This window comes from Kitasatospora cystarginea (genome assembly GCF_039533515.1).
In the GTDB taxonomy this organism is placed as follows: domain Bacteria; phylum Actinomycetota; class Actinomycetes; order Streptomycetales; family Streptomycetaceae; genus Kitasatospora; species Kitasatospora cystarginea.
On the sequence record NZ_BAAATR010000005.1, the window covers coordinates 1 to 20428 of the forward strand.

Here is a 20428-nt window from a genome sequence, read left to right on the forward strand (position 1 = left end):
GGCGTGCGCACCCCCGAACAGGGCGCGGCCATCGCCATCAAACTCGCGACCCTGCCCGACGACGGCCCGACGGGCCAGTTCTTCGAGGACGCCGGCGTAGTGACTGGGCGACGGGTACGCGATGGAGTACCGGACCCGGATCCTTCTCGGAGTCCAAGCCCTCGACCGGGCCGGACAGCGAGGATCGGCGGCGCACCTCCCGGGGAGGCGGTCATCCGCCGGGGTTGCCATGCGGGAGGTCGAGGATGATGTCGGCGGCGCGGGCGATGACCGCGGCGCGGGTGGTGCCGGGGTGGTCGGCGGCGAGGAAGTGGCTGCCAATGGCCGCACAGAAGGCGAGCATGGCGCGAGCCTCGACCTCGTCGGGGTTGTCGCAGAAGGTGCCGATTGCGTCGCGCGCCAACTGAATGCGCTGGTTGTCCACGCGGCGCAGGCGTTCGGCGACGGTGGGGTCGCGGCGAGCCCAGTCGCGGATGGCCAGGTCGATGGGCAGCAGGCGGTCGCTGGAGAAGGTGAGCTGCCCGGCCAGGCGGACCTTGTCCCGCGCGTCGCCGCCCTCCCGCTCGACCTGGTCGATCACATCGTCGACGCTCTCGCGCTCCCAGGTGTCCAGCATCTCGGCCATCAGTGCGTCGCGGTCGGCGAAGTACCCGTAGAAGCCGCCCTTGGTCACCCCCAGCGCCTTGGCGAGCGCCTCGATCCTCACGGCCTCCACACCGCCTGCGGCCAGCGCCCGCAGCCCCTCCTCGACCCACTTCTCCCGCGGTGTGCGCAACGCGCCCATCTGTGGCCCACCTCACTCTGTCAGACCTGTTGTACGGAGTCGCACAACAGGTCTAGCCTCGCGTTGTACGGCATCGTATAACCAGAGAGAGGACACCGTCATGTCATTCGGTTTCGTTGCCTTCCACTACCCGGCCCCCGAGCACGTCGAAGACTTCGTCGCCGAGTGCCACCAGGTCGCCGAGGCGATGCGGCAGCAGCCGGGCTTCCTGTCCGTCGGGGTCTGGGTCACCGCGGACGGTGACGCCGTCGTCACCACCGGCGCGTTCGAGTCCGAGGATGCCTTCCGGGCGACGGCCGACCTCGCCCGCGAGATGGGCGCGACGCCCGACGGCCTGAGCGACCTGGAGGTCAGGCCCCGCGAGGTCCACTTCCTTGTGTCGCGGTAGAAACGCCGCGAAGGATCAGCCGCGGTCGATCGGGCGGCGAGAGCTTGCGGGTCGGAGGCGAGATCAGCTCGCTCGCCGACCACAACACCCAACTCGCCAACTGGAGCGCCAAGACCGACCGGCAGTAGGCCCCGCGGCGTCGCGTGCCCTACTGCCGGTCGGTCCAAGTCACAGCGGACCGCGCTAGCCGAGGTCGAAGGGAGCCGGGGTGCGCCCCTCCCAGATCTGGCTGGAGGCCTGTCCGGGGTAGCGCACGGTCTGCGACTCGGCATCCAGGACGCGGGTGAGCTGCCGGTCGGGGCAGTAGGCGGGCCATCCGGGGTCACCGGTGGTGGCGAACCGGACCCACGCCCGCTGGAGTTCCCGGGACACCGCGACGGCCGCGGGGCCGGACGGGTCGCCGAGGAGGCTTTTACCGGTGGGGCTGTCCAGTGTGCCGAACGCCAGCGGGACGTCAAGGCTGTGGCAGGCTCCCAGGATCCCGCCGAGGCCCGGAGAGGCCAGTCGCAACTCGAACAGGTACGAGGTGCCTCCGGCCGCGGCGTTCGCCTGTGCCAGGTGCAGTGACGGCATCCGGAAGACGGCATCGGAGTACACCGACTCCACCAGTTCCTCCGGGGTGGCCTGCGGGTGGGAGGTACGGTAGGCGGCCGCTCCGTCCGGCTCCGGGGCGAAGAGGTCCAGGGCGGTCCGGGCGTCCTCTTCGGTGAACCGGCCCAGCCGTCCCATCATGACACTGAACAGCCGGAACTCGTCGCGGGTGTGGCCGACCAGGAGTTCCGTTCCGGCCGCGCGGCCCCCGTTCAGTGCCGGCCAGGGCGTTTCGGGGAGGACCTCGCCGTCGACGACGGGGCACAGGGCGACACCCGCGTGCGAGAGCCGCCCCCACCGCTCGCGGCAGCCGTTCAGGCCGGCGCTGAGCGAGGTGACCTCCTCGGCCAGCCGCCAGGGGTCGACGCCGGAGAGGCCTTCGGCGGTCGGCCGCGTACCGAACCGGTCCGCGAGCACGGCCGCGACCTGCTTGGCCAGTGCGCGGGTGGAGTGGAGGCCCGGCACCGAGTGGGTGACGGCCCGCCGGAACAGGCCGCGCACCGGCTTCATCGCCAGCATGGCGGCGATCGACCCCGCCCCGGCGGACTGGCCGGCCACGGTGACCTGGCCGGGGTCGCCGCCGAAGGCGGCGATGTTCCGTCGCACCCAGTGCAGTGCCGCGATCTGGTCGAGGAACCCGCGGTTGGCCGGCGCACCTTCGAGGAGCGCGAAACCCTCGGCGCCCACCCGGTAGTTGATGCTCACCACGACGAGCCCCGCCCCGGCCAACGCCGCCGGGTCGTACATCGGGTCGCTCGAGTCCGCCGCCATGTAACCGCCCCCGGGGATCCACACCAGCACCGGCAGCCCCGCCGCGCCCGGATCCGGGGTGCAGACGTTGAGCGTCAGCCAGTCCGCGTCCGCCGCAAAACTCCCCCGGGCCGCCGGGCCGGACTGCGGCACCACGGGCCCGAACTCCACCGCCCCTCGCGTCCCGTCCCAGCGCCGGACCGGGGCCGGTGCGGCGAAGCGGAGCGCCCCCACCGGCGGCTGCGCGTAGGGGATGCCGCGGAACACCGCGTGCCCCTGCCGCCAGCGCCCCTCCAGCACGCCCTCCGCGGTACGCACCACTGGCTGTCCAGTCATGTCACTCTCCTCCTCCGTGGGCCTCCAGGTTTATAGGTCATGTGTATTATGTCAACCGTATTGGAAAGAGAAGCACGGAGAATCCGACGATGCCGAAACAGGTGGACCACCGCGAACGCCGCGAAACGATCGCCCGGGCGCTGTGGCGGGTGGTGGAGCAGTGCGGCGTGGCGCATCTGAGCATGCGCGAGGTCGCTCAGGAGGCGGGAATCTCCCTGGGGCAGCTGCAGCACTACTTCACCTCACGCGAGGCGCTGCTCTCCTTCGCCATGGACTTCGCGTCCGAGCAGGCCGCGCTGCGCGTCGGCCGTGGTCTGGAAGAGCTCGGCGACCGGCCGCACCCCCGCGACGTGCTCCGCGTGATGATCACGGAGATGCTCCCGCTGCACGCCGATGCCCGCGCGACCAGCCGGATGAGCGCCGCCTTCGTCCTGGAGGCGCTGCACAACGAGAACTTCCACGCCAAGGTGCGCGGCGGAATGCTCCAAGGACGCGTCCTCGTCGAGCAGTTGGTCCGCCAGGCGATCGCCGACGGCTACATCAGCCCCGACCGCGACCCGGTGGCCGAGACCAATCTGCTCCTCGCCCTCACCGGCTTCACCACGCTCCTCGAACTCGACGTGGTCGGGCCCCGGGAGGTGCTCACCGCCGTCGACCGGTACCTGGACGGGCTGTTCGGCCGAGACGATGAGAGCGCCGGCGCGGGACACGAGCGGCGGAAGGCGACCGATGAGGGGCGCTCGCGCCCCGACGCGACCTGAGACCTGTGATCCCGGGGTCCACCGGATCCGGTGCGGCCGGGCAGGCCCCTCAACCGCCGGCCGACTGTCGCTCGAGGCGGTTGCGTAGCCGGGCCGGACGGTGGCCCTCCGTCCGACCGCGCCGGCCAGCGCAGAACGCCCGGTCACAGCAGCTGTGACCGGGCGTTCGGGTCGATTCGGCTGAGCTCGCCGCCGACGCGGATCGGGCGGGGAGGTCAGGCGTGCGGGTGGCGGAACTACTCCCCCTTCGCCGCCTGCTTCTCCTGGTTCTTCTCCTTGACGCGCTCCGCTTCCTTGCGCACCTCGGCCTGGGTGGCGCGCTCCTTGCGCAGCCAGTCGGGGCACTCCTGCTTGAGCGCGTCGATCTGCTCCGTGGTGAGCGGCTCGGTCACTCCGCCGCGCGCGAGGCCCGAGATGGAGACGCCCAGCTTCGCCGCGACCACCGGCCGGGGGTGCGGGCCGTTGCGGCGCAGGTCCTGCAGCCACTGGGGCGGGTCGGCCTGGAGCGCGTTGAGTTCGTCGCGCGAGACGACGCCCTCCCGGAACTCGGCGGGAGTGGCCTCGAGGTACACGCCCAGCTTCTTCGCCGCGGTCGCGGGCTTCATGGTCTGGGAGTTCTGCTGCGACTTCATGGCGTCAAGGATATCGAGCGTGTGCGCCGACTCTGACCACGCCCGGTAACCTGGCCAGGTGACAGGCTCGGAAGTACCCCGTTCGTTCAGGCTCGCGTATGTCCCGGGCGTGACACCCACCAAGTGGGTGCGGATCTGGCAGGAGCGGCTGCCCGGCATCCCGCTGGAACTCGTCCAGGTGACCGCCGGCGAGGCACCGGACGCGCTGCGCCGCGGCGACGTCGACGCGGGTCTCGTACGGTTGCCTGTCGACCGGACGGAACTCAGCGCGATCCCGCTCTACACCGAGACCACGGTGGTCGTGGTCCCGAAGGACCACATCGTGGCGGCGGTCGACGAGGTGACCTGCGGGGACCTGGCCGACGACGTCGTCTTCCACCCCCTGGACGACACCCTCGGCTGGGAGACCCCTCCTGGGCAGCCCGCGATCGAGCGCCCCGCCACGACGGCGGACGCGATCGAGCTGGTGGCGGCCGGAGTGGGAGTGCTCTTCGTCCCGCAGTCGCTCGCCCGCCTGCACCACCGCCGGGACCTCACCTACCGGCCGGTCACCGACGCTCCCCAGTCCCGGGTCGCGCTGTCGTGGCCCGAGGAGCAGACCACCGACCTGGTGGAGGAGTTCATCGGGATCGTCCGCGGGCGGACCGTCAACAGCTCGCGAGGACTCTCCGCCGCCGCACAGCAGAAGACCGCCTCACAGCCGAAGGCCGCGGCGCAGCCGAAGGCGAAGCGCCCCGACGGACGCGGTGCGCCCCGGAAGCCGGCGGCCGGCAAGTCGGCCGGCCGGAGCGCGCAGCGCGGGTCCGGCTCGTCCAAGGGCGCCAAGCACGGCAAGCCTCGCCGCCGGTCGTAGCGCGGGCGCTGTCCTTCCAGGCGCCGGCCGGCCGTTCACCGTCCGAGGGCGTCGCCGCCGAGCCGACGGGGACCGGCGGCCGACGCGGGCCGCACCGCCGCGGCGGACCTGACCTCGGATTCCTCCATCGGGTCGTCCCGCAGCCGGGCAAGCCGTTCCCGGACCTGCGGGAGATCGGGGGCCGAGGCGACACCCAGTAGGCGGGCGTCCGACTCGCAGTCGAAGCCGCGACCGTCAGGCAGCCGGAGCGGCCGTCCCGGACTCGACGGGTGCGGCGGTCCTGACTCGCGGCAGCAGCGCGGCCGGCAGCAGACCGGTCGCCGCGAGGCAGGCCGGTACCAGCAGGCCGGCCCCCGTCCCCGGACCGGTCGGCAGCGCCGTACCGGCGGCGACGGCCACGCCGAGGGTCGGGCCGACGTTCACGGCGGTCTGCTTGAGACCGCCGATGACCCCGGCGTACCCGGGCGGCGCGTCACCGACGATGGTCCCGGTGGTGGTGACCATCACGGTGGCGAACCCTGCGCCCAGTGCGGCGAAGGCCGCACCGAGCTCCGCCCAGGAGCCCTGGCCGAGCCGGGAGAGGCCCGCGATGCCGAGGGCGACGAGGAGCGTGCCCGTGAGCGCGGTGCGGCGCGGGCCGTGCCGGCGCAGCGCGGCGCCGGCCACGGGTGCGCCCAGGACCATCAGCACCGTCAGCGGCAGCACCCGCAGACCGGCGGCGAGCGGATCGAGCCCGAGGACGTCCTGGAGCAGGAAGGTGGCCGTGAACAGTGCGCCGGACATGCCTCCGGAGGTGACCAGCAGGAGCGCCATCGACGCCACCACCGGTACGGACCGGGCCACGGCCGAGGGCACGATCGGGTCCGCGGTGCGGCGTTCGTGGACGATGAGTGCCGCCGCGGCGCCGGCGGCCGCGGCGAGGCCGAGCAGCGTCGGTGCGGAGCTCCATCCGTTCGCCGGCACCCCGGCCAGGGTGTGCACCAGGACCGCGAGCGCACCGGCCAGCAGCGCCGCGCCCGAAAGGTCGAGCCGGCCGGCTCCGGTACGCGGCGGGGCGGGCACCCGGACGGCGAGGGCGAGTGCCGCGATCACCAGCGCGGCCGGGACGTTGACCATGAACACGGCCCGCCAGCCCAGGTGTGCGACGAGGACGCCCCCGAGGACCGGACCGGCCCCCGCGGCCACGCCGATCGCGCTGGTGCGGATGGCGACGGGCGTGCCGAGCCGGTCCGCCGGGTGGGTGAGCCGCAGCAGCGCGAGCGTCGCGGGCTGCAGCAGCGCGCCGAACACGCCCTGGACGGCCCGCAGGGCGATCACCCAGCCGACGCCGGGCGCGAGCGCGATACCGGCCGAGGCGGCGGCGAAGCCGAGCAGTCCGGTGAACAGCATCCTGCGGTGGCCGTACCGGTCGCCGAGGCGTCCGGCGACGACCAGCAGCGCGGCCACCGCGAGCAGGTAGGCGGTACTGGTCCACTGGACCTGGGCGGTGCTCGCGCCGAGGTCGCGGCCGAGGCTGGGCTGGGCCACGGTCAGCACCGTGCCGTCCAGCGCGACGATCATCGCGCCGGCCACGCTGACCACGAGGGCGAGGCGGCGGTGTGCGGGAGTCGTCACGAGGCCGCGTCCGCCGGGCCGAGGTGGGCGTCCAGGGCCGCATCGACGAGCCGGTCGAGCTGCTGCTCCGGCGAGGCGGCGCCGAGGGCGAGCCCCAGGCTTCCCCAGCTCCACAGCTGGGCGATGCCGTGCAGGTTGGCCCAGAGGGCGGCGGCCGTCACGGCCGGCGGCTGCCCTCCCGGCCCGTAGCGCCGTTGCCGGGCGACGAGGTCCACGATCCGTTCGAACAGCGGGAGCGTCGACTCCCGCAGGCGCGGCTGCTCCGTCGCGCGCTCCGCCCCCTGCTGCTCTTGTCCCTGCCGCTCGCTGTCGAGCAGGTCGTGCCGGAACATCAGCTCGAACATGCCGCGGTGCTCCAGCGCGTAGCCGACGTACGCCCGCCCGAGTGCCCGCAGTTGGTCGCGCGGCGAGACCGCGCCGGCGACGGCCGCGGCGAACCGGGCCCCGAGGTCCGCGAATCCGCGGTGGGCGATGGCGGAGAGCAGGGCGTGATGGGTGGGGAAGTAGCGGCGCGGGGCGCCGTGCGACACCCCCGCCCGACGGGCGATCTCGCGCAGGCCGAGGGAGGCGACGCCTTCGGTCAGCACCAGCTCGACACCGACGTCGACCAGCCGTTCCCGGAGGGAGTTCTCACGTTCGATGGACATAGACAGTGTCTACCAGGCTTCGGTAGACACTGTCTACTGGCTTCGATGGATCGATGCGGACACCGGGCGAGTGACCGCACGAGTCGCCAAAATCAGTTACCAGCAGGAGAGTTGACAACTACGGTGACTCAAATGAGCGATGACCGCGTGATCCTGCGTCCGGTGCGCGAGGATGACCTGCCGATACTCGAACAGTTCCTGCTGGCCCCGGAGGCGACCGGGCCGTTCCAGTGGCACGGCTGGACGGATCCCGGGCGCTGGCGGCGCCAGTGGAGGGAGAACGGGCTGCTGGGGGACGACGGCGGGCTGCTGATGACGGCGAGCGGCACCGCCGCGCACGGCTTCGTGGCCTGGCAGAAGGTGGCGACCACGCGGAGCTCGTACTGCTGGAACATCGGGGCCCAGCTGCTGCCGCAGGCCCGGGGACGCGGAATCGGCACCCGGGCACAGCAGTTGCTGGTCCACCACCTGTTCGCACACACCCTGGCGGTCAGGATCGAGGCGGGCACCGAGACGGAGAACATCGCCGAGCAACGAGCACTGGAGAAGGCCGGCTTCACCCGCGAGGGCGTGCTGCGCGGCTACGCCTTCCGGGACGGGCGGTGGCGGGACGTCGTGCGCTACAGCGTGCTGCGTGACGAGGCCGCACCGGCCTGAGTCCCGCAACGGCGCGGCGGGCACCGGCACCGCAGAGGCAGCCAGCAGCTAGCCAAGGACGGTGGCAAACAACCAAACCCTACAAATCCTGAGTGCCAGACTCCGTGGATCCCTGCACCTGATCGCCCGTCAACCCCCTGACAGAGTGGCATTCGAGTCGGACTCCCCGCAAAGCCATCCGCCCGGGGAGTTGTATCTCTTATACAAAGGGGGTTCACCAGTGAGTACCGATATCAACAACCTCGACGTGGTGGTCACCGGCCTCGGGGCCACCACGCCGCTCGGCGGGGACGTCGCCTCGACCTGGTCCGCGCTGCTGGCCGGGCACTCGGGGATCAGCGCGATCGAGGAGGAGTGGGCGGCGGACCTGCCGGTGCGGATCGCCGGGCGGCTCAAGGTCGAGCCGGGCGAGGTGCTGGACCGGGTGCAGGCCCGTCGGATGGACCGCTGCGAGCAGATCGCGCTGATCGCCGCCCGCGAGGCCTGGGCGGACGCCGGTTCGCCCGGGGTCGATCCTGAGCGGCTGGCCGTGGTGATCGGTACCGGCACCGGGGGCGCGCTGACCATGCTCGGCCAGGACGACGTCCTGGAGTCCTCCGGGGTGCGGCGGGTGTCCCCGCACACCGTCCCGATGTTGATGGCGAACGGGCCCGCGGCCTGGGTCAGCATCGAGCTCGGCGCCCGCGGCGGCGCGCACACCCCGGTCAGCGCCTGCGCGTCGGGCGCGGAGGCGATCGCGCTGGGCCTGGACCTGATCCGGCTCGGACGGGCGGACGTGGTGGTGGCGGGTGGTACCGAAGCCTGCATCTGCCCGCTGCCGCTGGCCGGCTTCGCCCAGGCCAAGGCCCATTCGACCCGGAACGACGCGCCGCAGCAGGCGTCCCGTCCGTTCGACGTCGACCGCGACGGCTTCGTCATCGGCGAGGGTGCCGTGGTGGTCGTCCTGGAGCGCGCCTCCTTCGCCGCCGCGCGTAGCGCCCGTGCCCACGCGGCGCTCGCCGGTGCCGGCGTGACCTCGGACGCCCACCACATCACCGCCGCGCATCCCGAGGGCCAGATCCGCGCCATGCGGCTGGCGCTGGCCTCGGCGGGCCTGTCCCCGCTGGCGGTCGACCACATCCACGCCCACGCCACCTCCACCCCCAAGGGCGACCTCACCGAGGCCGAGTCGATCACCGAGGCCATCGGCACCCACCCGGCCGTGACCGCCACCAAGTCGATGACCGGTCACCTCTTCGGCGCGGCCGGAGCCATGGGGGCGCTCTCCGCGATCCTCTCGCTCCGCGACGGCGTCATCCCCGCGACGCTGAACCTCGACTCCCTCGACCCGCGGGTGAAGCTGGACGTGGTCACCGGCGAGCCCCGGCAAGGCGAGCTGACGGCCGCGCTGACGAACTCCTTCGGCTTCGGCGGCCACAACGCCTCGCTGGTGTTCACCCGCGTGCCCTGACCGGAACGGGCCGGCCTGGACCGGTGTTCCACCGGTCCGGGCCGACTCCCGGACGGCGACTGGCCGCGGTCAGTTCCTGACCGCGCGCAGGATGACGAACTTCGGATCGCTGGTGACGGTCCGGCAGTTGCCGAACAGCCGGCGGAGCTTGACGTGGTACCCGAGGTGGCGGTTGCCGATGACCCAGAGTTCGCCGCCGGGGCGGAGCGCCCGGTGCGAACCGGTGAACATCCGCCAGGCGGTGGCGTCCGTGGTCGCCTGGTGGGAGTGGAAGGGCGGGTTGTTCAGCACCAGGTCGACCGTGCCCGCCGGAACCGCCGAGAGGGCGTCGCCGGCCAGGAACTCGGCCTTGGTGTCACCGTGGACATTGGCCCCGAAGGTGGCCTCGGCCGAGGCCACGGCCTGGAACGACTCGTCGATGAAGGTGAGTTCGGCCTGCGGGTTGGCCAGCGCGGCCGCCGTACCGACCACGCCGTTGCCGCAGCCGAGGTCCACGACGTGCTCCCGGCCGTGGCGCCGCGGCAGGTTGCGCAGGAAGAACCTGGTTCCGATGTCGAGGCGCTCGGCGCAGAAGATGCCCGCGTGGTTGGTGACGGTCAGCCCGGAGGCCGCGCCGAGGTCGCCGGGCAGTGCGTAACTGGTCGGCCAGGGGCTGGCGGAGGGGGCGAGAGCGGGGTCCGGCGTGCAGAAGATGAGGCGCGCCTTCTTCACCGCGAGCGAGGTGCGGGTCGGACCGATGATCCGCTCGAACAGTTTGAGGGTGGAGGTGTGGATCTCGGTCACCATGCCGGTGCCCACCACGATCGTGCCCGGGTGGATGCCCGGGGCGAGGCGGTGCAGCTGGTCCTCCAGGAGAGCGAGGCTCTTGGGGACGCGGACCAGCAGCACGTCGATCCGGTCCGGCGGGGTGTCCCTGGTCGACAGCAGGCGTACGGCATCCGCCTCGATCCCGTTGCGGGCGAGGTTGGCCGAGGTCGCCCGCTGGCCGAGGTAGGAGTCGGTGATCTGCACCGGCCGGTGCGCGGCGAGCGCGGTGACCAGCGCGCCCCAGCGGTCGCCGACCGCGACGACCGTGCCCGCCAGCTCGACGGGTTCGCCATCGATCCCCTTGAGGTGCCGCAACAGGTACTCGTCGGCGGCATCCCAGGCTCGCAGCCGCTCGCGGGGGTCCTCGGGGAAGCGGGTGAGCTCGAACTCACCCCATGGCGTCGTGAAGCAGTTCATCGTGCCCTCAGGCTATCCGAGTCCCCCGCGCGCCCGGCAATCGCGGCAGGTCATCGCGGTGGACGGGCCCGGCACTACCGCGTGGTTCCCCGAGCCCCACGGCTGCTACCGCGCGGTGACGGCCTCGGCCAGGAGTTCGGCGGCGGCGGTCAGCCGCCCCTCGCTGAGGCCTGCGTAGAAGAGGGCCAGTGCGGGCCCGCCCGGTCGCAGACGCATCCCGGTGACCGGCTCGACCCGTACTCCGCGCGCGGCCGCGCCCGCGACCACCGCGTCCTCCGCGACGTCGTCCGGCAGGTCCAGGTAGAGGTGGAGGCCGGCTGCGACGCCGCGCACCCGCGCCCCGGGGAGCACCCGGTGCAGTGCGCCCGCCAGCGCGTCGCGGCGGCTGCGGTAGCGGGGCCGCAGTGCGCGCAGGTGGCGGTCGTAGGCCCCGGTGGCGAGCAGGCCTGCGAAGGCGAGCTGGTCGAACACTCCGGTTCCCAGGTCGGCGTACCGCTTGGCCGTGCGGAAGTCCGCCGCGAGCCCGGCCGGGACGACCGCCCAGCCGAGCCGCAGTCCGGGGGCCAGGGACTTGCTCGGCGAGCCGAGGTGTACGACCCGGTCCGGGGCCAGCCCCTGCAGGCAGCCGACCGGCTCGCGGTCGTAGCGGAACTCGGCGTCGTAGTCGTCCTCTCCAGCTCGGCCACGCTTCCGAGGCTCCGGCAGAACTGGTCCTGCGATCAGGCCCTTGGGCGGACCTGGCCGCCGGACCACCTCCGCTCCTAGCCTGACAGGCATGACCGCCTCTCCCGCCCCCGGCGGCGCCCTGCGCGCCGCGACCGCCATGGCCGTGCTCGGCTGCTCGACCGGGGTCACCGCCGCCTTTTCCCGCTATCCGCTCTTCGGCGGCCAGGCCGTGCGCTATCTGCTGGCCGCCGTGATCCTGCTGCCCATCGCCGCGCGGTCCCGTTCCGGCTCCCTCCCCGGCCACCGGGGGCCGCGGCTGAGCACCGGCGAGCTGTGGCGGCTCACGGCACTGGCGGGGACCGGTCTGTTCGGGTTCAACGTGCTGATGGTGCAGGCGCTTCGGCACTCCGACCCGGCGACGGTGGGCAGCGTGGTCGGCTGCGCACCGCTGGTACTGGCCGTGCTCGCGCCGATGCTCGAACGGCGGCGTCCGCGCCTGCGGCTGGTCGCGGCGGCGGGAGTGGTGGTCGTCGGCGCCGCGATCACCCAGGGGTTCAGCACCGGCGGCCCGGTCGGGTTCCTGTACGCGCTGGGGACGCTCGGCTGCGAGGCGGCGTTCTCGCTGCTCGCCGTGCCGCTGCTGCCGCGCCTCGGGCCCGTCCGGGTCTCGGCGTACGCCACCGTGCTCGCCGTGCCGATGTTCGCGCTAGCCGGCCTGCTGGTGGACGGCACCGCGCTGCTGCGCCGCCCCACGGAGGCGGAGTTGGCCGCGCTGCTGTACCTCGCGGTGCTGCTGACCTGCGTCGCGTTCCTGCTCTGGTACGCCGCCCTGTCCCGGCTCGGGGCCGAACGGGCCGGCCTGTTCGCGGGGTTGATCCCGGTGACGGCGGCCCTGTCGGGTGCGTTGCTCGGCACCGGGGCGCTGCACGCGGGCGAGCTGTCCGGGGCCGTCCTGGTCGGCCTCGGCGTCTGCCTCGGGTTGTCCCTCCCGCAGCGCCACGCGGAGCCGACGCGCCACACCGATCCAATGCACCACGCTGATCTGACTGACAATCAGGACGCGTCGCTCGTCGCGCAGTAGGGATATCCCCACTCCGCACCGGCCTGCTGGCCGGATGGGGCGGGGCGGCCCGGCGCAGCAGACTCCACGGTATGCCGATCATCAACCGCACGGCGGCCGCGCTGGCCGCCGCAGCCCTCCTGTCGCTCACCGCACCCGCCGCGCAGGCCGGGGGCCACCACCTCTCCTGGGGCAACTGCCAGGACGACGGCCTGGACCCGCGCCAGCGCTGCGCCACCGTCCAGGTACCGCTGGACTACGACCACCCGCAGGGCGAGCAGCTCACCGTCGCGGTCTCCCGGATTCCGAGCGAGCATCCCGAACTGCGCCGGGGCGTCCTGCTGATCGTCCCGGGCGGTCCCGGCGGTTCGGGCCTCAACAGTCCGTCGAGCGCCGTGAAGCGGTTGCCGCAGGCGGTCAGGGACGCCTACGACATCGTCGGCTTCGACCCGCGCGGGGTGGGCCGCTCGACCCCGGTCAGCTGCCGACTGGCGCACGGTGACCTGGCGATGGTCAACCTCCGCCCCTGGGCCGACCCGGACGGCGGCGTCGCCCGCAACCTGGACACCGCCCGCCGGATCGCCACCACTTGCGCCGCCAACGGCGGACCCGTGCTGCGCAGCATCACCACCCGCAACGAGGCCCGCGACATCGACCGGATCCGGCAGGCCCTCGGCGAGCGGAAGCTGTCCGCCTGGGGCACCTCGTACGGGACCTACGCGGGCGCGGTGTACACGACGATGTTCCCGCAGCACACCGACCGGGTGGTGCTGGACAGCAACGACGACCCCGACCCGAGCCGGGTCGAGCGCGGCTGGCTGGCCAACTACGCGGTCGGTGCGGAGGACCGCTTCCCCGACTTCGCGCGTTTCGCCTCCGCACCCGGCAGCCGGTACCGCATCGCGGACACCCCCGAGCAGGTCCGGCAGGTCTTCCTCGACCTCGCGGACCGCCTCGACCGCGAGCCGATCCCCTGGCCGAACGCCAACCCGGAACAGCTGACCGGCAACGTGCTGCGGGAGACGATGCTGGAGAGCCTCCACTCGGATGCCGCGTTCCCCCGGCTGGCGACCCTGGTGCTGGCCGCCCTGCACGGCACCGCGCTGCCCGTGCCCAGTACCCCGCCGGACGAGGCGCAGCAGAACACCATCGCGGTCTCCGTCGGGACGCTCTGCAACGACGTCGCCTGGCCCGGCCCGGCGGCCGACTACCGGGGCGCGGTCGCCGCCGACCGGGCCGCGCACCCGCTCACGGCCGGAATGCCGGTCAACGTGATGCCGTGCGCGTTCTGGCCCTACCGGCCCGCCGAGGCACCGACCCGGGTGACTCCCGTCGGCCCGTCGAACGTCCTCCTGGTGCAGAACCTGCGCGATCCCCAGACCCCGTACAGCGGCGCCCGCAAGCTACGGGAGGCCTTCGGCGCCCGGGCCCGGATGGTGGCCGTGGACTCGGGCGGCCACGACGCCTACCTGGCGAACGGGAACGCCTGCGGCGACGCGGTGGTGACCGGCTTCCTGGCCGACGGCCGCCGGCCGGAACAGGACGTGCTCTGCCGCTGAGCGCCGGCGCGGGCGGTGGGGACCGGCTGCGGGCAGGCGGACGATCCAACATGATCACCAACGCGCTGGCTCCGGGCGGCCGACCCGGTCCTCGCCGAGGCGCTGCTGACGGGTTGCCGGACAGCGCTGACCGGCGGGCCGCGCGCGCCGTTCTCGGACGCGGTGGCCGCCGTCCTGGAACGCGCCGGCGGCCCCCTCCGCGAGGGCGACCACCGCCCCGCCGGACCGGCCCTGCTGGCGGGGCCGCCCGCTCCCTGAACCGGATCGGCCGTCCCAGGCCGCCGGTACGCCACCGGCCCGGCGTCCTGCCCGCCACTGTCGGGTCCGGTGCCGATACCGCGTCGGCGGCGGCGAACTGACCGCCGGTCAATGCGCTGTCAGTGGCCGGGTCTAGGGTGGCCGCATGCTGAACCGTGCGGTGATCGACGAGTACCTGGGCCATCTCGGCCTGCCCGAGCCCGCCGAGCCGTCGGTCGGGGCGCTCTTCGCACTGCACCGCGCCCATGTGGAGCGGGTGCCGTACGAAACGCTGGACATCCAGTTGGGCCGCCCGACCACGATCGACCCGGCGGATTCCATAGCCCGGATCCTCCGCGGCCGGGGCGGGTACTGCTTCCACCTGAACGGCGCCTTCGGCACGTTGCTGGCGGCGCTCGGCTTCCGGACGCGGTGGCATGTCGGCGGCGTGCAGGACCGCTCCCCCGAGGCCGAGGCCGGGGCCACCGGGGACCACCTGGTGCTGACGGTGGACTGCGAGGGCGAGCGCTGGATGGTCGACGTCGGCCTCGGCGACGGACTGTACGAGCCGCTGCCGCTGCGCGAGGGCGAGTACCGGCAGGGCCCGTTCACCTACCGGCTGACGGCCTCGAAGGCCGAGGTCGGCGACTGGCGCTTCGAACACGACCCGCAGGGCTCGCTGCTCGGGATGGACTTCCTCGCCGAGCCCGCCCGGCAGGCCGACTTCGAGGCCAGGCACCGGTGGCTCTCGACCTCACCCGAGTCCCCGTTCGCCCGGGCGGCCTGCGCCATCCGCCGGGACGCCGAGGGCACGGACGCGCTGCGCGGCTGCATGCTGGTCCGGGTCGACGCCGCCGGCCGGCACCGCCACGAGATAACCGACCCCGGCGAGTGGTACGCCACACTGGCCGACCGCTTCGGTATGCCCCTGACCGAGCTGGGCCCCGCCGAGCGCGAGGCGCTCTGGCAGCAGGTCCTCGCGGTCCACCAGATCTGGAAGGAGAGGACGGCCGAGCATGCGTAGTGCCCCCGTCACCCCCGGCGGAGACCTGATCCGCTGGGTCGAGCTGCCCGGTGCCGAGCCGGCCCGGGTGTACGTCCACGGGCTGGGTGCCAGCTCGCTCCCCTACTTCACCGGGGCCGCGCTGCACCCGCTGCTGGCCGGGCGCCGCTCGCTGCTGGTCGACCTGCTCGGCTTCGGGATCAGCGACCGGCCGACCGACTTCGACTACTCGCTCGAGGCGCACGCCGATGCCCTGGCGGCGGCGATCGAGGCGGCCGGGGTCGAGCGGGCCCAGCTGGTCGCGCACAGCATGGGCGGTTCGGTGGCGATCGTGCTGGCCACGCGCCACCCGCACCTGGTGCGCAGTCTGGTCCTGCTGGACGCCAACCTGGACGCCGTCGCGCCGGGCCCGCAGTGGATGGGCAGCGGACGGATCGCCTGGTACTCCGAGGAGGAGTTCCTGGCTTCCGGCTGGGCGGAGACGGAGCGGGTGGTCGGCCCGCACTGGTGGTCGACAATGCGGCTGGCCGGGCGCGAGGCGCTGCACCGCAGCTCGGTGCAGCTGTGCCGGGGCAGTGAGCCGATGATGCGCCGTCAGCTGCTCGGTCTGAGGATCCCGCGCACCTTCCTGTACCCGGCCGACGACGGGCGGCTGCCCGGCTCCGCCGAGCTCGCCGAGGCCGGGGTCTCGGTCGTCGCGGTGCCTGACAGCGGACACAACATCATGCTCGACAACCCGGACGCCCTGGCCCGGGCCGTGGTCGCCGCGGAGTCCTGACGCGGGCGCGGGCGCGGGCGCGGGCACGCAGCGGGACGTCCGGGCGGCCCCGCCCCGCAGGTGTCACGGCCGGCTCCTCGCCCGCACGGTCGGCCTGGCGGGCCACCGGCCGCGGCTCCGGCGGCCCGCACGTCCCACAGCGCGACATGCGGTGCCGACCGATCCGTCCAACTCCCATTCGCCGAGGGTGTCTTGGTCAACCTCGCCCACCGGGAATCCACCCGCAGCCCCAGCGCGTCACAGTCGCAGAGCCATTCGGCTGTGCTTAGGCTGGCCCGCGATGACTGTCGACCGCCGCACTGTGCTGCGTTCCACGGCCCGGCTGGCCGCTCTGACCGCCGCCACCGGGGTCACCGCCGCGTGTGGCGACGGCGGTGACCCGGCGGCGCGGGCCGAGCCGAGTGTGAAGCCGTCGCCCGCCGCGAGTACCGCACCGGCCGCCCCCGCGAGCAGCCCCTCCCTTCCGGCCGCCACCAGCCCCAGCCCGCCGCAGCTGCCGCCGCTCGCGCCCAACACCCCGCTCGAGGTGGTCAACGGCCCGCGCGACCGGCGCCAGGTCGCGCTCACCTTCCACGGCCAGGGCGACCCGGCCCTCGCACTGGCACTGCTCACCGCCGCCGAGCAGCACGGCGCCCGGCTCACCGTCCTGGTCGTCGGCAGTTGGCTGGACCAGCAGCCGCAGATGGCCCGCCGGATCCTGGACGGCGGCCACGAGCTCGGCAACCACACCCAGAACCACCGGGACATCTCCCGGATGCCGGTCGCCCAGGCCCTGGCCGAAGTACAGGAGTGCGCCGACCGGCTGCTGCGGCTCACCGGCTCGATCGGTCGCTGGTTCCGGCCATCCGCCGCCCAGTACGCCACCCCGATGGTCCGCGAACAGGCCAGGCTGGTGGGGTACGAGCACTGCCTCTCCTTCGACGTGGACCCGCGCGACTACACCGACCCGGGTGCCGAGGTGGTGCGGCGCCGGGTGCTCAAGGCCGCCATCGGCGGCTCGGTGATCGCCCTGCACATGGGCCACCGGGGCACCGTGGAGGCCATGCCGGGGATCCTCGACGGCCTCGCCGAAGCCGGTCTGACCGCCGTCACCGCAAGTCAGCTGTGCGCGTAACAGCAAACCTCTCCGCGCGTAGCTCCTGTCCCCAACTGGGCATCTGTGCTTGGCTGCTGGCCATGCGCTACATCATCATCGGCGCCGGGGCCATCGGCGGCACGATCGGCGGACGACTGTACGAGGGCGGGTTCGAGGTGGTGCTGGTCGCGCGGGGCGCGCACGGCGCCGCACTGCGCACGGGCGGGCTGCGGTTCTCCACCCCGGAGGGCGTACGGGCGCTGCCCATCCCCACGGTCCCGGGCCCGGCCGAGATCGAGCTGAGGTCCGGTGACGTCCTGGTCCTGGCGGTGAAGTCCCAGCACACCGAGGGAGTCCTGGCCGAGTGGGCGCCCCGCCCGGTCACCGGCACCGCGGGCGGCCCCCGCACGGCGGGTGAGGTGCTCCCCATCGTCTGTGCCCAGAACGGCGTGGAGAACGAACGCCTCGCCCTGCGCCACTTCCGCCGTGTGTACGGGATGTGCCTATGGATGCCCACCTCCCACCTGGAGCCGGGCCGGGTCTCCGCCTCCGGCGCCCCGCTCAGCGGGATCCTGCGCCTCGGCCGCTACCCGTCGGGCAGCGACGACACGGCCCGGCAGGTCTCGGCCGACCTGGAGAAGTCGCTCTTCGCCGCGCCGGTCAGCGATGAGGTGATGCGCTGGAAGTACGGCAAGCTCCTCGGCAACGTCGCCAACGCGCTGGAGGCGGTCGCCGGTCCGATCCGCCAGGAGCCGCTCCTGGCGGTGCTGCGGCGGGCGCAGCAGGAGTACGAGGCGGTGCTGCACGCCGCCGGCATCCCCTACGCGACCGCCGAGGAGCAGGCGGCGGACCGCGGCGACCGGGTCGAACTGCAGCCGTTGGAGGGCGAGGAGCGGATCGGCGGCTCCTCTGCCCAGAGCCTGGTCCGGGGCACCGGCAGCATCGAGACGGACTACCTGAACGGCGAGGTGGTGCTCCTCGGCCGCCTGCACGGCGTGCCGACCCCGGTCAACGAGGCCCTGCAGCGCCTCGCCGGGGAGTTCGCCCGTACCGGCCGTCCGGCCGGCAGCCTCACCCCGGAGGAATTCGCCGCGCTCTGCTGACCTTCCCCGACGCGGGCAGCCGTGCGGGAGGCCACACCCGTCCGCGGCAGGTCTCACGCACGGCTGCCCCCGACCCGGGTCCACCGCGTCCGGCGCGCTCAGCTGCCCGCGCCGCCTCCTCGCCGCCCAGCCCGTCCTCAGGCCATCGGATCCCCCGGCCCGTACGGGCGCAGCCGCAGCGTGCGGGCGTCCGCCTCCCGGATCGCCTCGGCCCTGGAGAGCAGTTCCTCCAGGTTGTCCCGCCCCGCGTGGATGAACCGGCCGTGCAGCGGGTCGAAGCGCCCCCGGGCGACGTCCACCGCGATGGCGACCACGTACGGGATGCTGCCCCACTCGGTCGTGTCGGCGAACATCGGCATCCCGGCGGTCATGTCGGTGGCCACCGCGCCGGGGCTGATGTCGAGGATCACGACCTGGTGGGCGGCGAGCGAGTCGGCGATGTTGTCGGAGAGCTGGAGCAGGGCGCCCTTGGAGGTGGCGTACGCGGTGTAGCGGCCGTCCGGGCGCAGCGCGAACCCGGAGTTGAGGTTGAGCACCCGGCCTTGGCGGCGCTCGACCATGTCGGGGAGCACGCACCGCATCAGGTTGAACGGGCCGCGCAGGTTGGTCTCCACCACCTGCCACCACTGGTTGCCGTCCGCCTCCCACAGCGGGACCTCGGCCTGGTCCACCTGGCCGGCGTTGTTGACCAGGAAGTCGACCGGTCCGAGGTCCCGCTGCACCGTCCGGACGGCTTCGCGGACGGCGCCCGGGTGGCACACGTCGGCGGTCACCGCGATGCCGCGCGCGCCGTGGCGCACGCACTCCTTGAGCGTGTCGATCAGGGTCTCGTGGGTGCGGCCGATCAGGCCCACCGCCATCCCCTCGGCGGCCAGGCCGATCGCGACCTCCTGGCCGATCCCGCGCCCCGCCCCGGTGATCAGGCCGACCTGTCCTGTGAGCGATCCCGTCGACATCCCTGCTCCCCGCTCTCGCCCCGGCTGGTCCGACCCCTGGATTCTGGCGGCCGGACGACGGCCGGGCGGCTCGGCCCGGCGGCAGCGCGCCGGTGAACGTGACGCAACTCACCCGATCGGCGCAGCAGCCCTCAGGACCGGGCAGCGTCCGTCGGCACCGACCGGATGCGAACGGGCGTTAGCACAGGTAGTACCGTCGTCACGGCGATGCGGTCGGCCCACCAGGCCGGGTGTGTCGCCGGCTGAGACACAGCACCTCGCTGGGTCACCCCCAGCGTCACCTTGAAGGGCAAGTGAGTGAGTGACATCGCGCGCGTCGGAGTGATCGGCTGCGGCCTCATGGGGTCGGGCATCGCTGAGGTCTTCGCCCGCTCGGGCCTGGACGTCCTGGTCTCCGAGGCCAACGGCGAAGCCCTGGAACTGGGCCGCACCCGGCTGACCAACTCCCTGGAGACCGCCGTCCGGCGTGGCAAGCTGACCGAGGAGCAGCGCGACGAGGCACTCGCCCGGCTCTCCTTCACCATCGACCTCACCGACTTCGCCGACCGCGACCTGGTGGTCGAGGCGGTCGCCGAGCGCGAGGACATCAAGATCCAGATCTTCCAGACCCTGGACCGGGTCATCGAGCGCCAGGACGCCATCCTGGCCTCCAACACCTCCTCGATCCCGATCGTCAAGCTCGCCGCCGCGACCTCCCGTCCGGAGCAGGTGATCGGCCTGCACTTCTTCAACCCGGCCCCGGTGCAGAAGCTGGTCGAGGTCATCCCGACCCTCACCACCTCCGCCGAGACCACCTCGCGGGTCGAGTCCTTCGCCGTACAGGCGCTCGGCAAGGAGCCGATCCGGGCCCGCGACCGGGCCGGTTTCGTGGTCAACGCACTGCTGGTCCCGTACCTGCTGTCGGCGGTCCGGATGTTCGAGTCCGGGGTGGCCACCGCCTCCGACATCGACAAGGGCATGGAGGCCGGCTGCGCCCACCCGATGGGCCCGCTGCGCCTGTGCGACCTGATCGGCCTGGACACCATCGTCTCGATCGCCGAGTCGATGTACGACGAGTACAAGGAGCCGCTGTACGCCGCTCCCCCGCTGCTGTCCCGGATGGTCGACGCCGGCCTGCTCGGCCGCAAGTCCGGCCGTGGCTTCTACGACTACACCGCGAGCGCCTGACCTGGGAGTTCGCCGGTCGGCCGACTGTTGGACCGGCCGACCGGCGACTGGCGATTTGCCGACACGTCGTCAAATCCATTGCCGCGCAAGTCGCAGGCGCCTGAGCACAAGACCACCGACAGCGCTTCCTTGCCCCG

At 73.1% G+C, this 20428-nt stretch carries 20 protein-coding genes and 1 pseudogene; 13 read left to right on the top strand and 8 right to left on the bottom strand.

Annotated features, from left to right (window positions below):
- Positions 1 to 102 (top strand): annotated as a pseudogene (locus tag ABD369_RS07350) (dehydrogenase); the annotation flags it as partial.
- Positions 103 to 211: 109 nt separating this feature from the next.
- Here ABD369_RS07350 and ABD369_RS07355 read toward each other — a convergent pair.
- Positions 212 to 784, bottom strand: coding sequence for a TetR/AcrR family transcriptional regulator (locus ABD369_RS07355; protein WP_344635427.1), 573 nt, complete (start codon positions 782 to 784; stop codon positions 212 to 214).
- Positions 785 to 884: 100 nt separating this feature from the next.
- On the opposite strand from ABD369_RS07355, the gene ABD369_RS07360 reads away from it, so the two are divergent.
- Complete coding sequence (locus tag ABD369_RS07360) at positions 885 to 1172, top strand: antibiotic biosynthesis monooxygenase family protein (protein ID WP_344635428.1); 288 nt, start codon at positions 885 to 887, stop codon at positions 1170 to 1172.
- Positions 1173 to 1355: 183 nt separating this feature from the next.
- Here the strand turns inward: ABD369_RS07360 and ABD369_RS07365 are convergent, their stop codons facing one another.
- Positions 1356 to 2849 carry a carboxylesterase/lipase family protein gene (locus ABD369_RS07365; RefSeq protein WP_344635429.1) on the bottom strand — a complete coding sequence of 498 codons (1494 nt, stop codon included), beginning with the start codon at positions 2847 to 2849 and terminating at the stop codon, positions 1356 to 1358.
- 89 nt (positions 2850 to 2938) lie between these two features.
- Here ABD369_RS07365 and ABD369_RS07370 point away from each other — a divergent pair, with 89 nt between their 5' ends.
- The gene (locus tag ABD369_RS07370) at positions 2939 to 3610 is read left to right on the top strand and encodes a TetR/AcrR family transcriptional regulator (RefSeq protein WP_344635430.1); all 672 of its coding nucleotides are present in this window, start codon (positions 2939 to 2941) and stop codon (positions 3608 to 3610) included.
- Between the two features lie 236 nt (positions 3611 to 3846).
- On the opposite strand, the gene ABD369_RS07375 is transcribed toward ABD369_RS07370, so the two are convergent.
- Positions 3847 to 4242, bottom strand: a complete 396-nt coding sequence (locus ABD369_RS07375; RefSeq protein ID WP_344635431.1) for a DUF5997 family protein — start codon at positions 4240 to 4242, stop codon at positions 3847 to 3849.
- Between the two features lie 58 nt (positions 4243 to 4300).
- On the opposite strand from ABD369_RS07375, the gene ABD369_RS07380 reads away from it, so the two are divergent.
- Positions 4301 to 5095, top strand: a complete 795-nt coding sequence (locus ABD369_RS07380; RefSeq protein ID WP_344635432.1) for a LysR family substrate-binding domain-containing protein — start codon at positions 4301 to 4303, stop codon at positions 5093 to 5095.
- A gap of 234 nt (positions 5096 to 5329) precedes the next feature.
- Here ABD369_RS07380 and ABD369_RS07385 read toward each other — a convergent pair whose 3' ends face one another.
- Together ABD369_RS07385 and ABD369_RS07390 are read right to left on the bottom strand one after the other, a co-directional pair.
- On the bottom strand, positions 5330 to 6709 hold the full coding sequence (locus ABD369_RS07385) for an MFS transporter (protein ID WP_425557551.1): 1380 nt from the start codon (positions 6707 to 6709) through the stop codon (positions 5330 to 5332).
- A complete protein-coding gene (locus tag ABD369_RS07390; RefSeq protein WP_425557560.1) occupies positions 6706 to 7350 on the bottom strand; it encodes a TetR/AcrR family transcriptional regulator in 645 nt (214 codons plus the stop codon). Before ABD369_RS07390 ends, ABD369_RS07385 begins: the two co-directional genes overlap by 4 nt.
- A 138-nt stretch (positions 7351 to 7488) precedes the next feature.
- On the opposite strand from ABD369_RS07390, the gene ABD369_RS07395 reads away from it, so the two are divergent.
- Positions 7489 to 8013: a GNAT family N-acetyltransferase gene (locus tag ABD369_RS07395; RefSeq protein WP_344635434.1), complete on the top strand. Its 525-nt coding sequence runs from the start codon at positions 7489 to 7491 to the stop codon at positions 8011 to 8013.
- Between the two features lie 220 nt (positions 8014 to 8233).
- Complete coding sequence (locus ABD369_RS07400) at positions 8234 to 9463, top strand: beta-ketoacyl-[acyl-carrier-protein] synthase family protein (protein WP_344635435.1); 1230 nt, start codon at positions 8234 to 8236, stop codon at positions 9461 to 9463.
- Positions 9464 to 9532: 69 nt separating this feature from the next.
- On the opposite strand, the gene ABD369_RS07405 is transcribed toward ABD369_RS07400, so the two are convergent.
- A complete protein-coding gene (locus ABD369_RS07405; RefSeq protein ID WP_344635436.1) occupies positions 9533 to 10687 on the bottom strand; it encodes a methyltransferase in 1155 nt (384 codons plus the stop codon).
- A 105-nt stretch (positions 10688 to 10792) separates the two neighbouring features.
- The gene (locus ABD369_RS07410) at positions 10793 to 11464 is read right to left on the bottom strand and encodes an aminotransferase class I/II-fold pyridoxal phosphate-dependent enzyme (RefSeq protein ID WP_344635437.1); all 672 of its coding nucleotides are present in this window, start codon (positions 11462 to 11464) and stop codon (positions 10793 to 10795) included.
- Between ABD369_RS07410 and ABD369_RS07415 the strand changes: the two genes are divergently transcribed.
- From ABD369_RS07415 to ABD369_RS07440, 6 genes are all read left to right on the top strand, one after another.
- Positions 11463 to 12434: a DMT family transporter gene (locus ABD369_RS07415; protein ID WP_344635438.1), complete on the top strand. Its 972-nt coding sequence runs from the start codon at positions 11463 to 11465 to the stop codon at positions 12432 to 12434. The two genes, ABD369_RS07410 and ABD369_RS07415, sit on opposite strands and share 2 nt — an antisense overlap.
- A 71-nt stretch (positions 12435 to 12505) precedes the next feature.
- The gene (locus ABD369_RS07420) at positions 12506 to 13972 is read left to right on the top strand and encodes an alpha/beta hydrolase (protein ID WP_344635439.1); all 1467 of its coding nucleotides are present in this window, start codon (positions 12506 to 12508) and stop codon (positions 13970 to 13972) included.
- A gap of 403 nt (positions 13973 to 14375) precedes the next feature.
- Positions 14376 to 15233 (top strand): arylamine N-acetyltransferase family protein, encoded by an 858-nt coding sequence (locus ABD369_RS07425; protein WP_344635440.1) that lies wholly within the window; start codon positions 14376 to 14378, stop codon positions 15231 to 15233.
- A complete protein-coding gene (locus ABD369_RS07430; RefSeq protein ID WP_344635441.1) occupies positions 15226 to 15990 on the top strand; it encodes an alpha/beta fold hydrolase in 765 nt (254 codons plus the stop codon). Before ABD369_RS07425 ends, ABD369_RS07430 begins: the two co-directional genes overlap by 8 nt.
- 280 nt (positions 15991 to 16270) lie before the next feature.
- The gene (locus tag ABD369_RS07435; protein WP_344635442.1) at positions 16271 to 17104 is read left to right on the top strand and encodes a polysaccharide deacetylase family protein; all 834 of its coding nucleotides are present in this window, start codon (positions 16271 to 16273) and stop codon (positions 17102 to 17104) included.
- Between the two features lie 62 nt (positions 17105 to 17166).
- Positions 17167 to 18168: a ketopantoate reductase family protein gene (locus ABD369_RS07440; RefSeq protein WP_344635443.1), complete on the top strand. Its 1002-nt coding sequence runs from the start codon at positions 17167 to 17169 to the stop codon at positions 18166 to 18168.
- 137 nt (positions 18169 to 18305) lie between these two features.
- Here the strand turns inward: ABD369_RS07440 and ABD369_RS07445 are convergent, their stop codons facing one another.
- Entirely contained in the window at positions 18306 to 19124 is an 819-nt protein-coding gene (locus ABD369_RS07445) for an SDR family NAD(P)-dependent oxidoreductase (RefSeq protein ID WP_344635444.1), read from the bottom strand.
- 297 nt (positions 19125 to 19421) lie between these two features.
- Between ABD369_RS07445 and ABD369_RS07450 the strand changes: the two genes are divergently transcribed.
- Positions 19422 to 20291: a 3-hydroxybutyryl-CoA dehydrogenase gene (locus ABD369_RS07450; protein WP_344635445.1), complete on the top strand. Its 870-nt coding sequence runs from the start codon at positions 19422 to 19424 to the stop codon at positions 20289 to 20291.
- Positions 20292 to 20428 lie beyond the last annotated feature (137 nt).